Origin of the sequence: Acidovorax sp. 35-64-16, assembly GCF_002281195.1 — a bacterium.
In the GTDB taxonomy this organism is placed as follows: domain Bacteria; phylum Pseudomonadota; class Gammaproteobacteria; order Burkholderiales; family Burkholderiaceae_C; genus Acidovorax; species Acidovorax defluvii.
In genome coordinates, this window is sequence record NZ_NCFM01000014.1 from 118595 (window position 1) to 139449 (window position 20855).

The following is a 20855-nucleotide window of genomic DNA, read 5'->3' on the forward strand; positions in this document are numbered from 1 at the left end:
CACAAAAACTCCTTATTTGATAGCTGCAAGCGCTTACTCCATAAGCGCTAGAGGCATAAATGACCCTAAATACCCTCTCCCTGTCACTGCAATTCGGCCGCTTTGATGGCGTCGCCGCCCACCGCGCTGTGCTTCCGCGCCACAAGGTCACGCGCTGGATTCGCCACGCCCTGGCCACCGATGCGGAGATCACCGTGCGCATCGTCGGTGCCGAAGAAGGCCAGCAACTGAACCGCGACTACCGCAAAAAGGACTACGCCACCAACGTGCTCACCTTCGATTACACGCAGGAGCCCCTGGTGACCGCCGACCTGGTGCTCTGCGCCCCCGTGGTGGAGCGCGAGGCGCGCGAACAGAACAAGAGCCTGGAAGAGCACTACGCCCACCTGCTGGTGCACGGCACGCTGCATGCCCAGGGCTGGGACCACGAAACCAGTGCCGCCGATGCCGACGAAATGGAAGCCTACGAAACCGCCATCCTGCAAGAGCTGGGCTTTGCCGACCCGTACGCCAAATAGCGCCAGACACCAGACTGCCTGCAGCAAAGCAATCCAACCTTTTTTGCCTGCAATCATCCGAGAATTCCCGCGAGTCTCCACCTAAGATGGTGCCAATGTGCCGGGGCTGACGCCCCAGTCAAAAGGAGACATGTTGGAAACCACCCTGCTGCTCACCGCCGCCTTCATCGCCGGCGCCCTCAATGCCGTTGCCGGAGGCGGCAGCTTTCTGACGCTGCCCGCACTGGTCTTCACCGGCGTGCCGCCCGTGGTGGCCAATGCCACCGGCACGGTGGCCCTGCTGCCGGGTTACATGGCCGGCGCCTGGGGCTTTCGCGAAGACACAGCCCCGCCGCCCGGGCTTTCGATGCGCCTGCTGGTGGTGCTGTCGCTCATTGGTGGGGCCGCGGGCGCTGGGCTGCTGCTGGTCACGCCCGACGCCACCTTCCGCCGCGTCGTGCCTTGGCTGCTGCTGGCGGCAACGGCGTTGTTTGCGTTCGGCCCCTGGCTGCGCCAGAAGCTGGCGGGCGGCACACCGTCCACCGCCAAGGCCACGGTGGGCGTGCTGGCCGTGGCGGCGTATGGCGGTTACTTCAATGGCGGGCTGGGCATATTGCTGCTGGCCCTGTTCGGCCTGCTGGGCCAGACGAACCTGAATGCCATGAACGGCCTGAAAAACTGGGTATCAGCACTGCTCACCGCGATTGCCGTGGCCATTTACGCAGCGGGCGGCCTGGTGCTTTGGCCGCAGGCGCTGATGATGATGGTGGCGGCCACTGCAGGCGGTTACGGCGGCGCGCGTGTGGCGCGCAAGCTGCCTGCGCCCGTGCTGCGCTGGGGCATCGTGGCCACAGGGCTGGTGATGGCCGCCCTGTTCTTCTGGCGCCAGTGAGCCAATGCGCCGGCGTGTGCGGGCGCCGGGTCACCGCCGCGAAACACCCCGGCAAGCGCTCACCCCAATGGCCCGCGCACTGGCCACTCAGAAGGTGTGAATGAATCCGGCGTGGCCGAGCAGGCCGCAAAAACGCGGCCGATCGTGCCGCAAAGCAAGCCACAAGCTCTTGCTATGGCGAGCATCTGCAACGACGAGGGGGTGCGTTTTGGCGGGATGAGCGGGCATGGCGGGTTTGTTCACACCTTCTCAGGCGCCGCGCACCAGCAGCACCGGCACCGGCGACTGGCGCAGCACCTGCTCGGCATCGCTGCCCAGCAGCATCCGGCCCACGCCGCGCCGGCCATGGGTGCCCAGCACGATGAGCTGCGCGCCCCATTCCTTGGCTTTCGCGATGACCAGATCGCTCACACGCCCGGCGTAGCTTTCATACAGCTCGGCCTCCACCGGAACGCCGGCCGCACGCACCCGGTTCTGGGCGTCCTGCAGCACGTCCTGGCCCGCCTTCTTGAGCGTGTCAAACACTTCCGCGGTCAGTGCCATGCTGGACTCGAAGCTCGTCATGAACGAGATTTCATCCACCACATGCAGCAACCGGATCGTCGAACCCATCACCCGCGCCAGCGCAATGGCTTCTTGCAACCCTGTGAGCGAGGTGGCGCTGCCATCCACAGGAACCAGAATCTTTTCGTACATGGACAAATCCTCCGAAAAAACACATCGTAGCCCCGCACACCACCATCACCGTGACTGAAATGAAATCGCCGAAGGCGAGCACGAGTGGGAAGAGTGGCTACCCGGCAGCAGGCGCCACGCGCAGTGGAATCGTCACCGGTCCGTCGTTCACCAGGTGCACCTGCATGTCGGCCGCAAACCGGCCCGTGGCCACCTCGGGATGGGCAGCGCGGGCCTGTGCCACCAAGTAGTCATAAAGCCTGCGGCCCTCATCGGGGGCCGCCGCCTGCGTGAAACTGGGGCGGTTGCCGCCCGTGGTGTCGGCCGCCAACGTGAACTGGCTGACCAGCAGCAGGCCGCCGGCCCCGCCCTGGCCGTCCAGGTCCTGCACGCTCTTGTTCATCTTGCCCGCGTCGTCGCTGAAGATGCGCAGCTTGAGCATCTTGGCCAGCAACTTGTCGGCTTCGGCCTCGGTGTCGCCTCGCTCGGCGCACACCAGCACCAGCAGGCCCGCGCCAATGGCGCCTACGACCTGCCCGTCCACCTCCACGCGCGCCTGCCGCACGCGCTGCAACAGGCTGATCATTCTTCGCCAGTCACCAGCCGCGCCTTGACGGCCTTGCCCTTGACGCGGCCCTGGTTCAGACGCTGTGCAGCCTGCGCGCCAAGGGCGCGGTCCACCGCCACGTAGGTGGAGAAATCGTTCACGTTGATCTTGCCGATCTGTTCGCGGGTGAAGCCCATCTCGCCGGTGAGTGCTCCCAGCACGTCACCCGCACGGATCTTCTCTTTGCGGCCGCCGATGATCTGGATGGTGACCATGGGCGGCACCAGGGGGCCGCTGCCCGTGGGTGTGAGTTCGGCCACGGGGAACCAGCGCGATTCGCGGCCCTGCAGCACTTCGATCTTGCCCACTGAGCCCATCTCGTCCATGCTGACCAGGTTGAGTGCCAGGCCTTCGGCGTCGCCCCGGCCCGTGCGGCCGATGCGGTGGATGTGCACCTCGGGGTCGGGCGTCACGTCCACATTGATGACGGCGGCCAGGTTGGCAATGTCCAGCCCGCGCGCCGCCACGTCGGTGGCCACGAGCACCGAGCAACTGCGGTTGGCAAACTGCACCAGCACCTGGTCGCGCTCGCGCTGCTCCAGCTCGCCATACAGCGCCAGTGCGCTGAAGCCCTGGGCCTGCAGCACGCCCACCAGGTCGCGGCACTGCTGCTTGGTGTTGCAAAACGCAATCGACGACTCCGGGCGGAAGTGGCTGAGCAGCTGCGACACCGCGTGCAGGCGCTCGCTGTTTTTCACCTCGTACCAGCGTTGCTCGATCTTGCCCTCGGCATGCTGGGCCTGCACCGTGATCTGCACGGGGGTCTTCATGAACTGCGCGCTCAGCTTGGCGATGCCTTCGGGGTAGGTGGCCGAGAACAGCAGGGTCTGGCGCTCTTTGGGACACTGCTTGGCAACCACAACGATGTCATCGAAGAAACCCATGTCGAGCATGCGGTCCGCCTCGTCGAGCACCAGGGTGTTGAGGGCTTCCAGGCTCAGGTGCTGACGTTCCAGGTGGTCCATCACGCGGCCTGGGGTGCCCACCACGATGTGGGCACCGTGCTCCAGGCTCAGCGTTTGCGCACGCAGCGGCACGCCGCCGCACAGGGTCACGACCTTGATGTTTTCTTCGGCCCGCGCCAGACGGCGGATTTCGGAGGTCACCTGGTCGGCCAGTTCGCGCGTGGGGCACAACACCAGCGCCTGCACCGCAAAGCGGCGCGGGTTGAGGTTGGCCAGCAGCGCCAGGGCAAATGCGGCGGTCTTGCCGCTGCCGGTGCTGGCCTGGGCGATCAGGTCTTTGCCCAGCAACGCGGGGGGCAGGCTGGCCGCCTGGATGGGCGTCATCTGCGTATAGCCCAGCTGCTGCAAATTGGCCAGCGTGGCGGGGCTCAGGGCCAGCGCGCTGAAGTCAGTGCTGGCTTGGTTTTCTTTGGAGGTCATGGGGCGATTATCCGGTGCGCCCTTGTGCGCGGGCACGCCGGCGCCCCCAAAGGGCCGTAAAGCGCCGCAAGGTGGCCGCTCCAGCCGCACCCTGGTGGCTATTGCAGGGCGAACACGCCCACAAAGGCCAGCGTGTGCGCCACGATGCCCGGCGCCACGGCCAGCGCATAGCGCCAGCCACCGCTGGCCAGTGCCACGGCACATTTGCTGCAGGCGTGCACCAGCAGCGCCGCCATCAGGGCCGAAGCGATGGCGGGCCCCGCCGCGCTGTCCGGGCCGCCCCGCACCAGCACGGCTGCGGTGGCTGCGTGCACATCTGCCAGGGCCGCCAGCAGGGCGCCTGCGAGCATGCCCGCGTCGCCTAGCCACGCCGTGAGTAGATGCACCCCCACCTGAATACCCGTGAGCAAGGCGGCGATGATCAAGGCGTCGCGCAGCTTGAACATGGGGGCATCGGGCAGCACGCCGGGCGCCGCCTCGGCACTGGGTGCAGATGCCAGCCGGTGCGCCGTGCCCCGCCCGCTCCACCACCCCATAGCAGCCGCCACACACCCCCCCGCCAGTGCGGGTAACCACAGCCGCGCCAGCCACTGCGGCTGTACGGTGGCAGCCACCACGGCGATCTGGACCATGGTGGCCACGCACGAAAGCACGGCAGCCCCCGCATGGGCGCGCGGCGCGCTGTGCCCGGTGCGCACCTCCATGCCCAGACTGGCAATGGTGGCCGTGCTGGACACAAACCCCGATGCCAGCGCCGACAGCGCCAGCGCATGGCGGGCCTGCATCAGGCGCTTGGCCACATGCGCAAGAGACTGGATCACCAGCAGCACAATGACCAGGCGCACCATCACCTGGGGGTTCAGCACCCCCTGCCACAGGGGGGTGTCAGGCGCCAGCGGATACACCAGCAAGGCCAGCGCAGCCAAGATGAGCCCGCTGCGCACCTCGCCGGGCTGAAGCCACTGATTGGCAAACTGGTGCAACGTGTCCCGCAGCGCCATCAAGCCGGTCACCACCACCGCCAGGGCGGCAGCCAGCAACTGGTCGCGTGCGCAGGTCACTCCGATCAGGTAGGCCAGCAACAGGGCAATCTCGGTGGTCACGCCCGGGTCGCCCGAGCGGTCCCGGGCATAGGCCACCACCGTCAGGGCCGCCACCAATGCCGCACCAACCGCCATCAGGGCAGGAATGCCCGTCAGGGCGGCGGTGGCACCGCCGATGGCGGCGAGGGTGAACGACCGGACCCCGGCCAGTGCCCGGTCGGGCCCCGCCCCCTTGCGACCGCCGCGCTCGCCAGCACGGCCAGCGCCGTCGAAAAACCTGCAAAATCCTGCATGGGGCTTGTGCACCTTTCTTTACAGACCCTACAACATGGTGACAGAAATAGCACAAAACAACCGACGCCCCGTGCCGCCCACCATGCGGAGTTGCCCTTAGGTTTCGCGTCAGGTCAATCGGCTATAACTGGTTCAACTGGCCCCCGAACATGCACGAACTGACCTCAGAAGCCCCCATTTCTGGACCCCAAGGCTCCAGCGACGCGTTGCTGCGGCTGATCGCCGACTCCGTCCCGGCCCTGATGGCCTATTTCGACCTGCCCGGCCTGCGCTGCCAGTTTGCCAACCAGGGGTATGCCGCCTACAACGGGCATTCCGTCGCATCCATTGTGGGCCTGACCGTGCAGGAGGCCATTGGCACAAAGGCATGGCTGGCCATACAGCCCTATATCGAGCGCTCGACCCGCGGGGAGCATGTGAAGTACATGCGCGAACAGACGATGCCCAACGGCGAGTCCCGCATGATCGAGGTCAACCTGATCCCGCACTTCAGCCCGCAGAAACAACAATTGGGCTCGTTCGTGCTGATCACGTACATCACCGACCGCTGGCAAGCCGAGAGTACCGTGCGCCAGAGTGAAGAGCGCATGCGCAAATTCACCGAAATCACCGATGAGGCCATTCTCTTTCACCGCGACGGGCTGATCACTGACGGCAACGACGCGTTGACGCGGCTTACGGGCTACACCCTGCCGGAAGTGATGGGCCTGTCGATCTTCAATTTCATCAGTCCCGAGTGGCGGTCCGTGGCCTACGAGTACACGCGCAGCGGCCGCGAAGACCCCTATGAAGTGACCATTCGGCACAAGGACGGGCACGAAATTCCCGTCGAAGTGGTGGGCAAGACCATGCCGCAACTGCATGCGGACTACCGCGTGGTGGTGGTGCGCGACATCACCGCACGCAAGCAGGCACAGGAGCGCGAAACCTTTCTGGAACTGCACGACGCCCTCACCCAGCTCCCCAACCGCCGCTTTCTGATGGAACAGCTGGGCAAGGTGCTGTCGATGGCACGCCGGCGCAAGTTCATGGTGGCGGTGTTGTTCATCAACCTGGACCACTTCAAGACCGTCAATGATTCACTGGGCCACCACGCCGGCGACCAGTTGCTGTGCGATGTGGCCGAACGCCTGCGCCAGAGCGTGCGCGATACCGATCTGGTGGCGCGACTCAGCGGGGACGAGTTCGTGGCGGTGCTGACCGACATCCACACGCCCGACGATGCCGCCGTGGTGGCCGACAAGCTGATCGACACCATGCGCAGTGCATTCACCGTGGGGAACCTGCCGCTGACCATGTCGCCCTCCATCGGCATCAGCCTGTTTCCGGGCGACGACACCACCGTCCAGGGACTGCTGCGCTGCGCCGACACGGCGATGTACCACGCCAAGGACAGTGGCCGGGGCAACCGGCAGTTCTATCAACCCGGCATGGACGTGCACGCCACCGATGTGCTGCAGCAAGAGCGCCAGCTGCGCGAGGCCATTGCCAGCAATGCCTTCGTGCTGCACTACCAGCCGCAGATCTGCCTGGCAGACGGCTCCCTCAAGGGCTTTGAGGCACTGGTGCGCTGGCGGCACCCCGAGCGGGGCCTGGTCGGCCCGGACGAGTTCATCACGTTCTCCGAATCACGCGGGCTCATCACACCGATTGGCCGCTGGGTCATGCACGAGGCCTGCCGCCAGCTCAAGGCCTGGCAAGACGAAGGCCTGGCCATGGTGCCGGTGGCCGTCAACCTGTCGGCGCTGGAGTTTCGCCAGCGCGACGTGGCCGGCGAGATCGCCGCAGTGCTCCATGCCACCGGGCTGGAGCCGCGGTTTCTGGAAATCGAACTCACCGAATCGGTGCTGATGCACCACACGGGGCAGGTACTGGAAACCCTCAACGCCATCAAGGCACTGGGCGTGGGCGTCACCATTGACGATTTCGGCACGGGCTATTCCTCGCTGGCATACCTCAAGCGCTACCCCATCGACAAGCTCAAGATCGACCGATCTTTCGTGATGGACACCCCCCAAAGCGCCGACGACGTGGCCATCGTCACCGCCATCATCCAGATGGGCCACAGCCTGCAACTCAAAACCGTGGCCGAGGGCGTGGAAACGGCCGAACAGAAAGAACTGCTGCACCGCCTGGGCTGTGACCTGGTGCAGGGCTTTCTGGTGTCGGCCCCGATGGATGCACAGGCCACCCAGCGCTGGATGTCACCACAGGGCTGACCTGAGCGCAAGGCTGTCACACGCGCCCCATGCGCATGTGGACAATAGGCCCATGCCCCAGATTACCGACTTCATCGCGCCCACCCGCCACACCGACCCCGCCGATGCGCTGGCCCAGATCCAGCGCATCTACCAGCAACAGATTGGCCACCTGCGCGCGGCCATGCAACGCTTTGTGGCCGGCGACACCCCGCCCGCCCCGGTGCGGGCGTTTTATCCGTTCGTGCGCGTGCACACCACCACGGTGGCGCGCGCCGACAACAAACTGGCCTACGGCTTCGTCGAAGGCCCCGGGCGCTTTGAGACCACCCTCACGCGGCCCGACCTGTTTGCCGACTACTACGCCGAGCAGTTTCGCCTGCTGCGCAGCAGCCACAACGTGGACCTGGAGGTGGGCACCAGCGCTCACCCCATCCCCATCCACTTCTCGTTTGCCGAGCATGACCATGTGGAGGGTACGCTGACGCCCGAGCGCCGCATGTTGATGCGCGACCTGTTCGATTTGCCCGACCTGGCCGCCATGGACGACGGCATTGCCAACGGCACGCACCAGCACCGCCCGGGCGAGGCGCAGCCCCTGTCGCTTTTTACCGCGCCGCGGGTGGACTATTCGCTGCACCGACTGCGCCACTACACGGGCACGGCGCCCGAGTGGTTCCAGAACTTCGTGCTGTTCACCAACTACCAGTTCTACATCGACGAATTCGTGCGCCTGGGCCATGCTGAAATGGCCAAGCCCGACAGCGAATACATCGCCTTCATAGAGCCCGGCAACGTGGTCACGCGCCGCACGGGGCTGCCCGCGCAGGCGGGCGACGAACTGGGCACACAGCCCCCGCGCCTGCCGCAAATGCCGGCCTACCACCTCGTGCGCGCCGACCGCAGCGGCATCACCATGGTCAACATCGGCGTGGGCCCGGCCAACGCCAAAACCATTACCGACCACATCGCCGTGCTGCGCCCGCACGCCTGGCTGATGCTGGGCCACTGCGCGGGCCTGCGCAACAGCCAGCAGCTGGGCGACTACGTGCTGGCCCACGCTTATGTGCGCGAGGACCATGTGCTCGACGAAGAGCTGCCACTGTGGGTGCCCATCCCCGCGCTGGCCGAAATCCAGCTGGCCCTGGAGCAGGCCGTGGCCGACGTCACGCAAATGGGACGCGACGAGCTCAAGCGCATCATGCGCACCGGCACCGTGGCCAGCACCGACAACCGCAACTGGGAGCTGCTGCCCGACAACCTGCCCCAGCGCCGTTTCAGCCAGAGCCGCGCCGTGGCGCTGGACATGGAAAGCGCCACCATTGCCGCCAACGGTTTTCGTTTTCGGGTGCCCTACGGCACGCTCTTGTGCGTGAGCGACAAACCCCTGCACGGCGAGATCAAGCTGCCCGGCATGGCCAACCACTTCTACCGCGAGCGCGTTCAGCAACACCTGCTGATCGGCATGCGCGCCGTCGAAATCCTGCGCACCGGCGGTGTGGACCGCCTGCACAGCCGCAAGCTGCGCAGCTTTGCCGAAGTGGCGTTCCAGTAAGCGCCCCGACAAAAGCCCGGAACATCGGGCTTTTGCTATTTATTCAATAGCTATTAGCGCTTGCTGCATAAGCGCTAGAGCCACTTTTCATGCATATTCATGCCTGCACCTCCGGCAGGGGCACCGGGGTGGGGGCGTCATCCTCCTGGTACAGCAGGCGGGCCGCTTCGCGTGCGGCCACACGGCCCTCGTCGGTGGGCACCACCCACACCTCCACCGCACTGCCCTCGGCATGGATGGCGTGGGCAGCGTCGCCCGGCGCACTGGCATTGCGTCCCGCATCCATGCGCACCCCCATCCAGCCAAGCTGCTCGCACACCTGGGCGCGCAGCTGGGAGTCGTGCTCGCCAATGCCGCCGCTGAACGCCAGCACGTCAAGCCCGCCCATGCAGGCCACCATGGCGCCCGATTCACGCACCACGCGGTAGGTGAACTGGTCGATGGCACGCTGCGCGGCAGGGCTGCCGTCGGCGCGCAGGCGGCGCATGTCGGCCGAAATGCCCGACACACCCAGCAGCCCGCTTTGCTTGTAGAGCAGCTTCTGGATGCGGTCGTGGTCCCAGCCCTGCTCCATCAGGTAAAGCAGCACGCCGGCGTCGAGCGTGCCGCTGCGCGTGCCCATCATCAAGCCGTCAAGCGCCGAAAAACCCATGGTGGTGGCCACGCTGCGCCCGCCCCGGGCTGCGCACAGGCTGGCACCGTTGCCCAGGTGGGCCATGAGCACGCGGCCGTGCGCGCGCGGCGAGTGCTCCAGCAGCGTGCCCATGATGTATTGGTAAGACAGACCGTGAAAACCATAGCGGCGCACGCCCTGCTCCGTCAGCGACTGCGGCAAGGCAAACGCGCGGGCCACATCGGGCAGCCCGGCGTGAAAGGCGGTGTCAAAACACGCCACCTGGGGCAGCGCCGGGAAGGCCTGGCGGAACGCGCGAATGCCCGCCAGGTTGTGCGGCTGGTGCAGCGGCGCCAGAGAGTTCAGGCGCGCCAGGCGCTCCAGCACCGCGTCGGTCACCAGCACGCTGTCGCTGAAATCCTGGCCGCCGTGCACCACGCGGTGCGCCACGGCTGCGATGCGGGGGGCGCCCTCCAGGCCTGCCAGCAGCGTGCGCAGGCAGTCCAGTGCCTGAAGAAAGGGTGTTGCGCCCGGGCCGCCCACGGCCTTGCGCTGGCGCTGGCCTGCGAAAGTCCAGGCCATTTCGGGCTGGCCGCCGGGCTCCAGGCCCTCGATGGTGCCACTGAGCACGCTGGGCCGCACCCGCCCGCCCAGCAGGGGATGGAGCGAGAACTTGAGCGAGGACGAGCCCGCGTTGACGGCAAGAATGGCCATGGCAACAACCCGCTTTCAGTCTTTGATGGGTGCCGCTGCCTTGGGCGCACGCACGCTCCGGGCGTCGTAAGCAGCCAGCACCGCCAGCAGGGCCGACGAAACGCGGGCGGTGGGGCCGTCGGCGCGGCTGGTCAGCGCGATCGGCACGCGCGCGCCAAGCACAATGCCCGAGCCCGAGGCGCCCGCGAGGTATTCCAGCTGCTTGGCCAGCATGTTGCCGCTCTCCAGGTCGGGAACGGCCAGGATGTCGGCGTCTCCCGCCACGCGCGACTCGATGTGCTTGATCTCGGCCGCCTGGGCCGAGATGGCGTTGTCAAAGGCCAGCGGGCCGTCGAGCAGGCCGCCCTTGATCTGGCCACGGTCGGCCATCTTGCACAGCGCGGCGGCATCGATGGTGGACGGGATGTTGGGGTTGACCGTCTCCACCGCTGAAAGAATGGCCACCTTCGGAGTCTCCACGCCCAGGATGCGCGCAAAGTCGATGGCGTTCTGGATGATGTCCACCTTCTCCTCCAGGCTGGGGCGGATGTTGAGCGCGGCGTCGGTGATGAGCAGCGGCTTGGGATACAGCGGCACATCAAAGCGGAACACATGCGACATGCGGCGGCCCGTGCGCAAGGCGGGCTGGGCGAGCACGGCCTTGATCATTTCGTCGGTGTGCAGGCTGCCTTTCATCAGCACCTCTACCTCGCGGCGCGCAGCCATGCTGGCGGCCAGCTCTGCCGCTGCGTGGCTGTGCTCTACCGCGTGAATCTCCACCCCTTCGAGGTCGATGCCCGCCTCGGCCGCCACGGCGCGGATGCGCGCCTCGGGGCCCACGAGCACCGGCACGATCAGGCCGTAGCGTGCCGAGTCCATGGCACCGCTCAGCGAGCCCGCATCGCACGGGTGCACCACGGCGCAGCGCACGGCGGGCATGCCGTCGGCCAGCAACAGCAGCTCCTTGAAGCGCGCCTCGGGGTCAAACAGCTGGATCTGCGGTGCATTCACCTTGGGAATGCGCACCTTGGTGGTGGGCGGCAGCACGCGGGCCGTGCCATGCAGCACGCTCTGGCCCTTCTGGTTGACCACCGAACAGTCGAGTTCGATGCGTTTTTTCTCGTCGTCCTTGCTGGCCACGGTCACTGTCACGGTGAGCGTGTCGCCAATGCGCACCGGCTTGGTGAAATGCAGCACCTGCTCCAGATAAATGGTGCCGGGGCCCGGAAACTGCGTGCCCAGCAGCGCCGAGATGAGTGCGCCGCCCCACATGCCGTGGGCGATGACGCCGTGAAACAGCGTGTCGTTGGCGTATTCGGGGTTGAGGTGGGCCGGGTTGGTGTCACCCGAGACGGCGGCAAAGGCCTGGATGTCGGCCTGCGTGAGGGTGCGCAGCAGGCGCGCGCTCTGGCCCACGCTCAGTTCGTCGTAGGTGACGTTTTCAATCCATTCGGTGTTGGGTGCCATGTTCATGTGGTTGCATTCCTTGGTGACGGATGCTATTGCAAAAGTGTGTGCCGGTTCCCAGGGAGCTTCAGGCGACTGCGTGGCAGCCGCCATCGACATAGATGGTCTGCCCGGTCATGCCCGAGGCGGCATCGCTGCACAGGAAGACGCTGAGCTGGGCGATTTCGTCGAGTGTGACCAGGCGCTGGAGCGGCGCCTTGAGCACCGCGTTGGCCATGAGTTCGTCAAAACTGGCGATGCCCGAGGCGGCACGCGTGAGGATGGGGCCGGGCGAGACGGCATGCACCCGAATGCCCTGCGGGCCCAGCTCCAGCGCCATGTAGCGCACCAGAGATTCGAGCGCGGCCTTTACCGGCCCCATCAGTCCGTAATTGGGCACGGCCTCGTCAGCGCCCAGGTAGGTCATGCTCAACAGGCTGCCGCCCGCCGCCATGTGCGGCACGCACAGCCGGGCCAGCTCGGCAAACGAGTGGCACGACACCTCCATGGCGCGCGAGAAGCCCTTGCGCGAGCTGTCGATCACCTGGCCGTGCAGGTCATCCATCGGCGCCCAGGCGATGGAGTGGATCACGAAATCGAGCTGCCCCAGGCGCTGCGCGGCGCGCGCCACCAAGGCTTGGAGCTCGCCGTCCTCCTCGACATTACAGCCCACCAGATCCACGCCCAGCGGCCCCGTCAGCGGTTCGACAAAGCGGCGGGCTTTGTCGTTGAGGCAAGACACCACCAGTTCGGCGCCCATCTGGTGCGCCAGCTGGGTGCAGCCCCAGGCAATGCTGTTTTCGTTGGCCAGGCCCAGGATCAGGCCTTTTTTGCCGGCCAGGCTGAATGCGTTGTTGTTTTTTGTCATGGGTGCAGTGTTGAGGGCGCAGGAAAAAGGCGCTTGGCCAGGCAGTGCCCGGACAGCGCGCGAGGTGTTTAACGTGGATCGACTGGCCGACGCAGCCTGCTGCCCGCCACGCCCTTCTTAACCGGCATACCCGGCATAACCGGCCTGAAATCTCGGCATGTGGATCGCCTGGGGGCAGGCACCGTGGTGCGGCACGCGGAATGCACTGCCACCTGTTCGTGTGCAAGCAAGCCTTCAGTCGGCATAGCGCACCATGACGTTTTCGCCGGGTGCATCGCACAGCACATGGGCGGGGTCGATGGGGGGCGGCGCCACGGGCTTGCCCGAACGCTCTTTGAGCCACTGGTCCATGGCTTCCCACCAGGAGCCTTCACGCACCGGGGCGCTGGCTTCCCATTCGTCGGGGCCCGTCCAGCCATTGCCGTCTTCGGTGGCGGCGATCTGGTAGCTGCGGCGCGGGCGGCCAGGCTCTGAGACGATGCCGGCGTTGTGTCCGCCCGCCGCCAGAATGAAGGTGACATGCGTGTCGGTCTGCAGGTGGATTTTGTAAACCGAGCGCCAGGGCGAGACATGGTCACGCGTGGTGCCCACCACCAGCATCGGCGCATGGATGTCCATCAGCGCCACGCCCACGCCGCCCACGCGGTACTGCCCCGTGGCCAGGGCGTTGTTGAGGAACAGCGACGACAGGTATTCGGAGTGCATGCGCGCAGGCAGGCGCGTGACGTCGGCGTTCCAGCTCATGAGGTCAAAGTCCACCTCGTCCTGGCCCAGCAGGTAGCGGCGCGTGCTGCGTGACCACACCAGATCGCGCGCATTGAGAAACTGGAACGAGCCGGCCATGGCCTTGCCCGAGAAATAGCCTTTGCGCTCCATGTCCTGGCGCAGCGCCTGGATCTGGTCGTCGTCGATGAAGACGCCCATCTCACCGGGCTCGCTGAAATCGGTTTGCGCCGCCAGCAGCGTGACCGAGGCCAGCTCGGGCATGTGGGGCGGAAAGGCAACATGCTCTCGCGCCGGGCCCTTGCCCTGATCTGCGCGGCTTTCGTGCCCCAGGGCAGCCGCCACCATGGCCAGGAAGGTGCCACCCAGGCAGTAGCCCAGCGCGTGGATGCGCGGCGCTTGCGTGCGCTCTTTGACGGCCGCCATGGCCTCCATCACGCCCAGGCGCAGGTAGTCCTGCATGCCCAGGTCTCGGTCGGATGCGTCGGGGTTGCGCCAGGAAACGATGAACACCGTATAGCCCTGGCCCACCAGATAGCGCACCATGGAATTGGCGGGCGAAAGGTCCAGGATGTAGTACTTCATGATGCACGAGGGCACGATGAGCAGCGGCTCCGGATAAACCTTGTCGGTGGTGGGTGTGTACTGGATCAGCTCGATCAGGTGGTTGCGAAACACCACCTTGCCCGGCCTGGCGGCCACATCCTTGCCCACCTCAAAGGTGAGAGGCTCCAGCGTTTGCGGGTCGGCATCGGGCGGCGCGTGCCGGTGCTTTTGCAGGTCTTTGGTGAAGTTCTGGTAGCCCGCCAGCAGACTTGTTCCGCCGGTTGCGCGCGCCCGGTGGTGTGCCTCGGCATTGGTGGCGGGCCAGTTGGAGGGCGACAGTGCATCCAGCGCCTGGCGGGTGAAAAAATCCACCACATGCTGGTGATGGCGCGTCAAGCCATCGACCTGCGCCGCCTCGCGCCACCAGGCATCGCGGGCCTTGAAGCCTTCCTTCAGGGCACTGAACGGCCATTGCTGCCAGCTTTCATCGCGAAAACGTGCATCCTTCTCGGGCAGCGGCAGGCCCTGATCGTCTGCCTGCGGGCGCGCCGCAGCCAGCCAGGCCTGCTGCGCCAGCGCCAAGGCGCGCTGCTCCAGCACCATTTGCCGCCCGGGCGACAAGGCCAGGTGCATGGCCCAGTCGGCCGCCGCCAGCGCCATGGACACCGGTGAAAGCCCCATGTTGGCGCGCGCCAGCTGCGCCCGCACTGTCTCGTCCAGGGCCCTGGCCGCCTGGCGTTGCCGCTCGGATATTGCTGCGGGGGGAGGCAGTGGATTCATATGTTGCTTTCCAGACCATGGGTAGATAACTGAATCACAGGATACCCAGATTGGTACCCACGGCGATTTCAAAAATATGGCAATTTCATGAAACTGGATAACCGTCAATTCATTGCACGTTCACCAAAATGCTATTTAATTCATAGCTTATAGCGCTTTCAGCACGGGCGCCGAACGCCGATTTGGTTCAAAATCTCTTCCCATGGACAAAACCCTCGCGCCCCCAACCCAGCCCTTGTTCGAGGCAAGCCACCTGAGCAAACGCTACGGCGACACCACGGTGGTCGACGATGTATCTTTTGCCATTGCCCCGGGCGAATGCCTGGGCGTGATCGGCCCCAATGGCGCTGGCAAAACCACCACCATCCGCATGTGCCTGGGGCACACCGCCCCCGACGGCGGCACGGTGCAGTTCTACGCCGGCGCGGCAGCAGACCCGTTGCAGATGCCCCGCGACGCCCTGGCCATCAAGGCCCACCTGGGCGTGGTGACCCAGTTCGACACACTGGACCCCGACTTCACCTGTGCCGAGAACCTGCGCGTATTCGGCCGCTACTTCGGCATCAAGGGCGCGGTGATGGACGAGCGTGTGCCCCGCCTGCTCGAATTTGCTGCGCTCACGCACAAGGCCAACGCCAAGCCCGGTGAGCTGTCGGGCGGCATGAAACGGCGCCTGTCACTGGCCCGCGCGCTGGTCAACGACCCGCGCCTGCTGCTGCTGGACGAGCCCACCACCGGGCTCGACCCGCAGGCGCGCCACCTGATGTGGGAGCGCCTGCAACTGCTGCTGCAGCAGGGCAAATCCATCTTGCTCACCACCCACTTCATGGACGAGGCCGAGCGCCTGTGTTCGCGCCTGCTGGTGCTGGACCACGGCAAGAAAATCACCGAAGGCCGCCCGCGCGAACTGATCGCCCAGCACCTGGAGCCCGACGTGGTGGAGGTGTATGGCGTGGGCGCCGTGGCCCTGGCCCATGACGCAGCCCTGCGTGCGCTGGCTGCCCGCGTAGAGGTCAGCGGAGAGACCGTTTTCTTCTACACCCAGAACGCCCAGCCCCTGCTGCAGGCGCTGGGGCAGCACGGGCACCTGCGCACGCTGCACCGGCCAGCCAACCTGGAGGATTTGTTCCTCAAGCTCACCGGGCGGCAGATCCGGGAGGATGGTTGAGCGCGCACAGGCTTGCGCAATGGGTGTTCCCCAGCGACAAGGCTGGGGTGCGAAGGTGATTGAGCGGCTGGCGCACGACTTGCGCACGGCTTTCCCGGAGATGAAGGGTTTTTCGCCGCGCAACCTCAAGTACATGCGGTCTTTTGCCCAGGCGTGGCCGGATGATGAATTTGTGCAAGCGGTGCTTGCACAATTGCCCTGGTATCACCAGCTGGCGCTGCTGGACAAGCTCTCCACCCCCGAAACCCGCCGCTGGTATGCGGCCCAAGCCATCCAGCACAACTGGTCGCGCAATGTGTTGGTGATGCAGATCGAAACCCGCTTGCTGGAGCGCAGTGGCTCCGCCGTCACCAACTTCGAAGCGAGTTTTCCCAAGCCTCAGTCCGGTTTGGCGCGCGAATCGCTGAAAGACCCTTACCGTTTCGACTTTCTGGGCTTGACCGACGAGGCACAAGAGCGCGAGGTCGAACACGCCTTGGTGAAGCACGTGACGGAATTCCTGCTGGAGCTGGGCGCGGGTTTTGCGTTCGTGGGGCGGCAGGTGATGCTGAATGTAGGCGGCGATGAGTTTTTTATCGACCTGCTGTTCTACCACCTCAAACTGCGCTGCTATGTGGTGATCGAGCTCAAGGGCGGCAAGTTCAAGCCCGAGCATCTGGGGCAATTGGGCTTTTACCTGACGGCGGTGGACATGCAGGTCAAGGCCGAACAGGACAACCCGACCATTGGCTTGCTGCTGTGCAAGACCAAAAACAAGGTGGTGGCCGAATACGCGCTGCGGGACACCGCCCAGCCCATTGGCGTGGCGGAATACCAGCTCATTGAATCCCTACCCGCCGCACTGCAAACCAGCTTGCCCAGCATCGAGCAAATCGAGAGCGAGCTGGGGGGCGGGGAATGAGCCCGCGCCTTATCCACCGGCTCTTTTTCTGCGCTGGGCTTGGGTGGCGAGAGAATTCCTAAAAACATAGCTACTAGCGCTTGCTGGATAAGCGCTAGAGGCCAATTTGGCTTAAATTTTTAGCATCACGCCTTGCGCGGTTTGACCTTGCTGGCCGCGAGCTTGGCATGGCCCCGCGCCGTCTCCACATCGCCCGCACGCGCCAGCGCCACGCCCATGCGGCGCCGGGCAAAGCTCTCGGGCTTGCCAAACAGGCGCAGGTCGGTGCCGGGCACGCGCAGGGCTTCTTCCACCCCGTCGAACACGATGCCTGCGGCCTCCACGCCGCCGTAGATGACGGCGCTGGCGCCGGGGTTGCGCAGGCTGGTGTCCACCGGCAGGCCGAGGATGGCGCGGGCGTGCAGCTCAAATTCGCTCTGGTGCTGCGTGCACAGCGTGACCAGGCCCGTGTCGTGCGGGCGCGGGCTCACTTCGCTGAACCAGACCTGGTCGCCCTGCACAAACAGCTCCACCCCGAAGACGCCCTGGCCGCCCAGGTTGTCGGTCACCGCCTGGGCGATGGCCTTGGCACGCTTCAAAGCGACCGATGACATGGGCTGGGGTTGCCAGCTCTCCACGTAGTCGCCGTGCACCTGCAGGTGGCCGATGGGTTCGCAGAACTGCGTTTGCACGTTGCCGTCGTTGCCCACGGCGCGCACGGTCAGCAGGGTGATTTCGTAGTCGAAATCGACAAAGCCCTCGACGATCACGCGCCCGTGGCTCACGCGGCCACCGGCCATGGCGTAGTCCCAGGCCTTTTGCACGTCGGCCGGGCCGTCGATCTTGCTCTGGCCCTTACCCGAGCTGCTCATCACGGGCTTGACGATGCAGGGGTAGCCGATGCCAACGCCGTTCTCGCCTTCGATCGCCGCCTGCAGCTCGGCCAGCGAGTCGCAAAATTTATACGGGCTGGTGGGCAGGCCCAGCGTTTCGGCCGCAAGGCGGCGAATGCCTTCGCGGTCCATCGTCAGGCGCGCGGCGCGGGCCGTGGGGATCACGCGCACCGTGCCAGCGGCCTCCAGCTCTTCGAGCATGGAGGTGGCGATGGCCTCGATCTCGGGCACCACGAGGTGCGGGCGCTCAGCCTCGATCAGGGCCTTGAGCTGCGCCGGGTCGCTCATGGCGATGGTGCGCGCGTGGTGCGCCACCTGCTGGCCGGGGGCGTTGTCGTAACGATCAACCGCAAGGGTTTCCACGCCCAGGCGCTGCAGCGCAATCAGCACTTCCTTGCCCAGCTCGCCCGACCCCAGCAGCATGACTTTGGTGGCATGGGGCGACAAGGGGGTTCCAAGGGTGGTCATGGTGGGTGCTTCAGAAAAAGTGGAAGAAAAATCGAGGCAACGGACGGGGGGTGCGCGCACCGGCCCCGCGTTGGTGGTGACTTTAAGCGATGGTCGCACTCTACTGCCGGGGCTGTCGTCCGGACGGCCAACATCGCACAATAGGCGCATGTCAACACCCCTCCCATCCGCCTCTGCCACTGCCACTGTCAGCCCGCTTCCTGCATCCGTGTGGCGTGCGCCCAGCCTGTCAACCCGCTGGTGGCCGGTGTTTTTGCGCAACCTGCTGGTGTGGCGCAAGCTGGCCATTCCCAGCCTGGTGGGCAACATTGCCGAGCCGCTGATGTGGCTGGTGGCCTTTGGCTACGGCATGGGCGCACTGGTGGGGCAGATCCATGTGAATGGTCAGGCGGTGCCCTACATCCTGTTTCTGGCCAGCGGCTCGATCTGCATGAGCGCCATGAACGCTGCGAGTTTTGAGGCGCTGTATTCGGCGTTTTCGCGCATGCATGTGCAAAAAACCTGGGACGGCATCATGAACGCGCCCATCAGCCTGGACGATGTGGTGCTGGCCGAAATGCTGTGGGCCGCTTTCAAGGCGCTGTTCACCGTGACCGCCATTTTGGGCGTGATGCTGGCACTGGGCATCAGCCACAGCCCCAAGCTGCTGGTGGCCTGGCCGGTGCTGCTCTTCGTGGGCATCATGTTTTCCAGCATTGCGCTCATCTTCAACGCGCTGGCCAAGGGCTACGATTTTTTCACCTATTACTTCACGCTGGTGCTCACGCCCATGATGTTTTTGTCAGGCGTGTTCTTCCCGCGCGAGCAGTTGCCGCCCGTGGTGCGCGCCATTTCCGACTGGCTGCCGCTGACCAATGCGGTCGAGCTGGTGCGGCCGCTTTTCATGGACCAGTGGCCCGACAACGTGATGCGCCACGGGCTGGTGCTGGTGGTCACCACCGTGGCGGCTTTTTGGGTGGCGCTGGCGCTGACGCGCAAGCGCTTCAAGGCTTGAATTGCTATTAATATAATAGCTTTTATCGCAAGCTGCATAAGCTCTTGGCGCCAAAAATCTCCAAAAATCTGATCCCTGCACCGCATTGGCCAGCCCGCCATGCGCGGTGAAACGGGTGTCATATACCGATACGATGATGCCTGTTGTTTCACTTTTCAGAGAGCATTCCACATGAGCATCACCACAGTTGGCATCATCGGCGCGGGCACCATGGGCAATGGCATTGCGCAGGCATGCGCGGTCAAGGGCATCAAGGTCGTCATGGTCGACATCTCTGAGGCCGCCGTGCAAAAAGGCCTGGCCACCGTCTCGGGCAGCCTCGACCGCCTGATCAAAAAAGAAAAGATCACCCAGGCCGACAAGGACGCAGCCCTGGCGTGCATCCAGACCTCCACCAGCTACGACGACCTGAAGGCCGCCCAGCTCGTCATCGAGGCCGCCACCGAGAACTACGAACTCAAGCTCAAGATCCTCAAGCAGGTCGACGGCATCGTCGGCCCTGACGTGATCATTGCCTCCAACACGTCCTCCATCTCCATCACCAAGCTGGCCGCCGCCACCAGCCGCGCCGACAAGTTCATCGGCATGCACTTCTTCAACCCCGTGCCCATGATGGCGCTGGTCGAGATCATCCGTGGCCTGCAAACCAGCGACGCCACGCACGACGCCGTGAAGGCCATGGCACTGGCGCTGGGCAAGAGTCCCATCACCGTAAAGAACGCCCCGGGCTTCGTGGTCAACCGCATCCTGGTGCCCATGATCAACGAGGCCTTCTTTGTGCTGGCCGAAGGCCTGGCCACACCCGAAGACATCGACGCCGGCATGAAGCTGGGCTGCAACCAGCCGATTGGCCCGCTGGCCCTGGCCGACATGGTGGGCCTGGACGTGTGCCTGGCCGTGATGGACGTGTACTTGCAGGAGTTTGGCGACAGCAAATACCGCGCCTGCCCCCTGCTGCGCGAAATGGTGGCCGCCGGTCGCCTGGGCCGCAAGACGGGCCGTGGCGTTTACAGCTACTGAGCCAACAAGCCCTGCGGTCACGCAAGGCACAGCACAAGGCGCCCGAGGGCGCCTTTTCTTTTTGGGCCGCCCGATGGTCTGAAGTCCGTTCTTCAATTGGGGCTTTTCTTGATTAAATTGCACACAATTTAATTGACAGCAATAATTCAACCCATGCCACGCAAGCCCTCGCTCCTCTCACCCAGCCCCGCCACCCTGCAACTGGACAACCAGGTGTGCTTTGCGCTGTATTCCGCCTCGCTGGCCATGACCAAGCTGTACAAGCCGCTGCTGGACGCCATTGGCCTGACCTATCCGCAATACCTGGTGATGCTGGTGCTGTGGGAGGGCGACGGCATCACGGTGAGCGCCCTGGGCGAGCGCCTGTATCTGGATTCGGGCACGCTCACCCCGCTGCTCAAACGGCTTGAAGCCTCGGGCCTGATTGCCCGCCTGCGCGATGCCGAGGACGAGCGGCGCGTGCGCATCAGCCTGACCCCCGCAGGGCGTTTGCTGCGCGATGCCGCCGAAAGCATTCCGCCCTGTGTGCTGCAACGCAGCCAGTGCTCGCTGCCCGAGCTGGCAGCACTTACCGGCCAGCTCAAGACACTGCGCGCACGCCTGAGCGCGCCTTGATC

The 20855-nt window shown here is 65.2% G+C and carries 18 protein-coding genes; 9 read left to right on the forward strand and 9 right to left on the reverse strand.

The window, feature by feature from the left end; all coding sequences use genetic code 11:
* Nucleotides 1–59: 59 nt before the first annotated feature.
* Both ybeY and B7Y64_RS11225 read left to right on the forward strand, forming a co-directional pair.
* Nucleotides 60–518 (forward strand): rRNA maturation RNase YbeY, encoded by a 459-nt coding sequence (ybeY, locus tag B7Y64_RS11220; RefSeq protein WP_291324622.1) that lies wholly within the window; start codon nucleotides 60–62, stop codon nucleotides 516–518.
* 130 nt (nucleotides 519–648) lie between these two features.
* Entirely contained in the window at nucleotides 649–1389 is a 741-nt protein-coding gene (locus tag B7Y64_RS11225) for a sulfite exporter TauE/SafE family protein (protein ID WP_024813101.1), read from the forward strand.
* Between the two features lie 249 nt (nucleotides 1390–1638).
* Here B7Y64_RS11225 and B7Y64_RS11230 read toward each other — a convergent pair whose 3' ends face one another.
* From B7Y64_RS11230 to B7Y64_RS11245, 4 genes are all read right to left on the reverse strand, one after another.
* A complete protein-coding gene (locus B7Y64_RS11230) occupies nucleotides 1639–2085 on the reverse strand; it encodes a universal stress protein (protein WP_024813102.1) in 447 nt (148 codons plus the stop codon).
* A gap of 97 nt (nucleotides 2086–2182) precedes the next feature.
* Complete coding sequence (gene dtd / locus B7Y64_RS11235; protein ID WP_291324621.1) at nucleotides 2183–2650, reverse strand: D-aminoacyl-tRNA deacylase; 468 nt, start codon at nucleotides 2648–2650, stop codon at nucleotides 2183–2185.
* Nucleotides 2647–4056, reverse strand: coding sequence for an ATP-dependent RNA helicase DbpA (gene dbpA / locus B7Y64_RS11240; protein WP_291324620.1), 1410 nt, complete (start codon nucleotides 4054–4056; stop codon nucleotides 2647–2649). The genes dtd and dbpA overlap by 4 nt, the downstream gene beginning before the upstream one ends.
* A 98-nt stretch (nucleotides 4057–4154) precedes the next feature.
* A complete protein-coding gene (locus tag B7Y64_RS11245) occupies nucleotides 4155–5405 on the reverse strand; it encodes a DUF4010 domain-containing protein (RefSeq protein ID WP_291328926.1) in 1251 nt (416 codons plus the stop codon).
* A gap of 137 nt (nucleotides 5406–5542) precedes the next feature.
* Here B7Y64_RS11245 and B7Y64_RS11250 point away from each other — a divergent pair, with 137 nt between their 5' ends.
* Together B7Y64_RS11250 and B7Y64_RS11255 are read left to right on the forward strand one after the other, a co-directional pair.
* A complete protein-coding gene (locus B7Y64_RS11250; RefSeq protein WP_291324619.1) occupies nucleotides 5543–7612 on the forward strand; it encodes an EAL domain-containing protein in 2070 nt (689 codons plus the stop codon).
* A gap of 52 nt (nucleotides 7613–7664) precedes the next feature.
* A complete protein-coding gene (locus B7Y64_RS11255) occupies nucleotides 7665–9146 on the forward strand; it encodes an AMP nucleosidase (protein ID WP_291324618.1) in 1482 nt (493 codons plus the stop codon).
* Nucleotides 9147–9243: 97 nt separating this feature from the next.
* Here the strand turns inward: B7Y64_RS11255 and B7Y64_RS11260 are convergent, their stop codons facing one another.
* From B7Y64_RS11260 to B7Y64_RS11275, 4 genes are all read right to left on the reverse strand, one after another.
* Nucleotides 9244–10473, reverse strand: a complete 1230-nt coding sequence (locus B7Y64_RS11260; protein ID WP_291324617.1) for an acetate/propionate family kinase — start codon at nucleotides 10471–10473, stop codon at nucleotides 9244–9246.
* 15 nt (nucleotides 10474–10488) lie between these two features.
* The gene (locus B7Y64_RS11265) at nucleotides 10489–11925 is read right to left on the reverse strand and encodes a bifunctional enoyl-CoA hydratase/phosphate acetyltransferase (RefSeq protein ID WP_291324616.1); all 1437 of its coding nucleotides are present in this window, start codon (nucleotides 11923–11925) and stop codon (nucleotides 10489–10491) included.
* 61 nt (nucleotides 11926–11986) lie between these two features.
* Complete coding sequence (gene fabI / locus B7Y64_RS11270; RefSeq protein WP_291324615.1) at nucleotides 11987–12766, reverse strand: enoyl-ACP reductase FabI; 780 nt, start codon at nucleotides 12764–12766, stop codon at nucleotides 11987–11989.
* Nucleotides 12767–13000: 234 nt separating this feature from the next.
* Nucleotides 13001–14815: an alpha/beta fold hydrolase gene (locus tag B7Y64_RS11275; RefSeq protein WP_291324614.1), complete on the reverse strand. Its 1815-nt coding sequence runs from the start codon at nucleotides 14813–14815 to the stop codon at nucleotides 13001–13003.
* 202 nt (nucleotides 14816–15017) lie between these two features.
* Between B7Y64_RS11275 and B7Y64_RS11280 the strand changes: the two genes are divergently transcribed.
* The gene (locus B7Y64_RS11280) at nucleotides 15018–15983 is read left to right on the forward strand and encodes an ATP-binding cassette domain-containing protein (RefSeq protein ID WP_024813112.1); all 966 of its coding nucleotides are present in this window, start codon (nucleotides 15018–15020) and stop codon (nucleotides 15981–15983) included.
* A gap of 19 nt (nucleotides 15984–16002) precedes the next feature.
* Nucleotides 16003–16884: a PDDEXK nuclease domain-containing protein gene (locus B7Y64_RS11285; protein WP_291328928.1), complete on the forward strand. Its 882-nt coding sequence runs from the start codon at nucleotides 16003–16005 to the stop codon at nucleotides 16882–16884.
* A gap of 125 nt (nucleotides 16885–17009) precedes the next feature.
* Here B7Y64_RS11285 and purT read toward each other — a convergent pair whose 3' ends face one another.
* Entirely contained in the window at nucleotides 17010–18224 is a 1215-nt protein-coding gene (gene purT, locus B7Y64_RS11290) for a formate-dependent phosphoribosylglycinamide formyltransferase (RefSeq protein ID WP_291326131.1), read from the reverse strand.
* A gap of 148 nt (nucleotides 18225–18372) precedes the next feature.
* Here purT and B7Y64_RS11295 point away from each other — a divergent pair, with 148 nt between their 5' ends.
* The 3 genes from B7Y64_RS11295 to B7Y64_RS11305 all read left to right on the forward strand — a co-directional run bounded on the left by B7Y64_RS11295 (nucleotide 18373) and on the right by B7Y64_RS11305 (nucleotide 20853).
* Nucleotides 18373–19218 carry an ABC transporter permease gene (locus B7Y64_RS11295; protein ID WP_291326129.1) on the forward strand — a complete coding sequence of 282 codons (846 nt, stop codon included), beginning with the start codon at nucleotides 18373–18375 and terminating at the stop codon, nucleotides 19216–19218.
* Nucleotides 19219–19389: 171 nt separating this feature from the next.
* Nucleotides 19390–20238, forward strand: a complete 849-nt coding sequence (locus tag B7Y64_RS11300; protein WP_291326127.1) for a 3-hydroxybutyryl-CoA dehydrogenase — start codon at nucleotides 19390–19392, stop codon at nucleotides 20236–20238.
* Between the two features lie 153 nt (nucleotides 20239–20391).
* Nucleotides 20392–20853 (forward strand): MarR family transcriptional regulator, encoded by a 462-nt coding sequence (locus tag B7Y64_RS11305; RefSeq protein ID WP_291326125.1) that lies wholly within the window; start codon nucleotides 20392–20394, stop codon nucleotides 20851–20853.
* Nucleotides 20854–20855: the final 2 nt, after the last annotated feature.

Bases quoted from the DNA above. Each gene is read 5' to 3' on its own strand.
- dtd (WP_291324621.1), bottom strand. From the start codon at position 2,650: ATGATCAGCCTGTTGCAGCGCGTGCGGCAGGCGCGCGTGGAGGTGGAC.
- B7Y64_RS11225 (WP_024813101.1), top strand. From the start codon at position 649: ATGTTGGAAACCACCCTGCTGCTCACCGCCGCCTTCATCGCCGGCGCC.
- B7Y64_RS11295 (WP_291326129.1), top strand. From the start codon at position 18,373: ATGTCAACACCCCTCCCATCCGCCTCTGCCACTGCCACTGTCAGCCCG.
- fabI (WP_291324615.1), bottom strand. From the start codon at position 12,766: ATGACAAAAAACAACAACGCATTCAGCCTGGCCGGCAAAAAAGGCCTG.
- B7Y64_RS11300 (WP_291326127.1), top strand. From the start codon at position 19,390: ATGAGCATCACCACAGTTGGCATCATCGGCGCGGGCACCATGGGCAAT.
- B7Y64_RS11285 (WP_291328928.1), top strand. From the start codon at position 16,003: ATGGGTGTTCCCCAGCGACAAGGCTGGGGTGCGAAGGTGATTGAGCGG.
- B7Y64_RS11280 (WP_024813112.1), top strand. From the start codon at position 15,018: ATGGACAAAACCCTCGCGCCCCCAACCCAGCCCTTGTTCGAGGCAAGC.
- dbpA (WP_291324620.1), bottom strand. From the start codon at position 4,056: ATGACCTCCAAAGAAAACCAAGCCAGCACTGACTTCAGCGCGCTGGCC.
- B7Y64_RS11265 (WP_291324616.1), bottom strand. From the start codon at position 11,925: ATGAACATGGCACCCAACACCGAATGGATTGAAAACGTCACCTACGAC.
- B7Y64_RS11250 (WP_291324619.1), top strand. From the start codon at position 5,543: ATGCACGAACTGACCTCAGAAGCCCCCATTTCTGGACCCCAAGGCTCC.
- B7Y64_RS11305 (WP_291326125.1), top strand. From the start codon at position 20,392: ATGCCACGCAAGCCCTCGCTCCTCTCACCCAGCCCCGCCACCCTGCAA.
- B7Y64_RS11230 (WP_024813102.1), bottom strand. From the start codon at position 2,085: ATGTACGAAAAGATTCTGGTTCCTGTGGATGGCAGCGCCACCTCGCTC.
- ybeY (WP_291324622.1), top strand. From the start codon at position 60: ATGACCCTAAATACCCTCTCCCTGTCACTGCAATTCGGCCGCTTTGAT.
- B7Y64_RS11260 (WP_291324617.1), bottom strand. From the start codon at position 10,473: ATGGCCATTCTTGCCGTCAACGCGGGCTCGTCCTCGCTCAAGTTCTCG.
- purT (WP_291326131.1), bottom strand. From the start codon at position 18,224: ATGACCACCCTTGGAACCCCCTTGTCGCCCCATGCCACCAAAGTCATG.
- B7Y64_RS11275 (WP_291324614.1), bottom strand. From the start codon at position 14,815: ATGAATCCACTGCCTCCCCCCGCAGCAATATCCGAGCGGCAACGCCAG.
- B7Y64_RS11255 (WP_291324618.1), top strand. From the start codon at position 7,665: ATGCCCCAGATTACCGACTTCATCGCGCCCACCCGCCACACCGACCCC.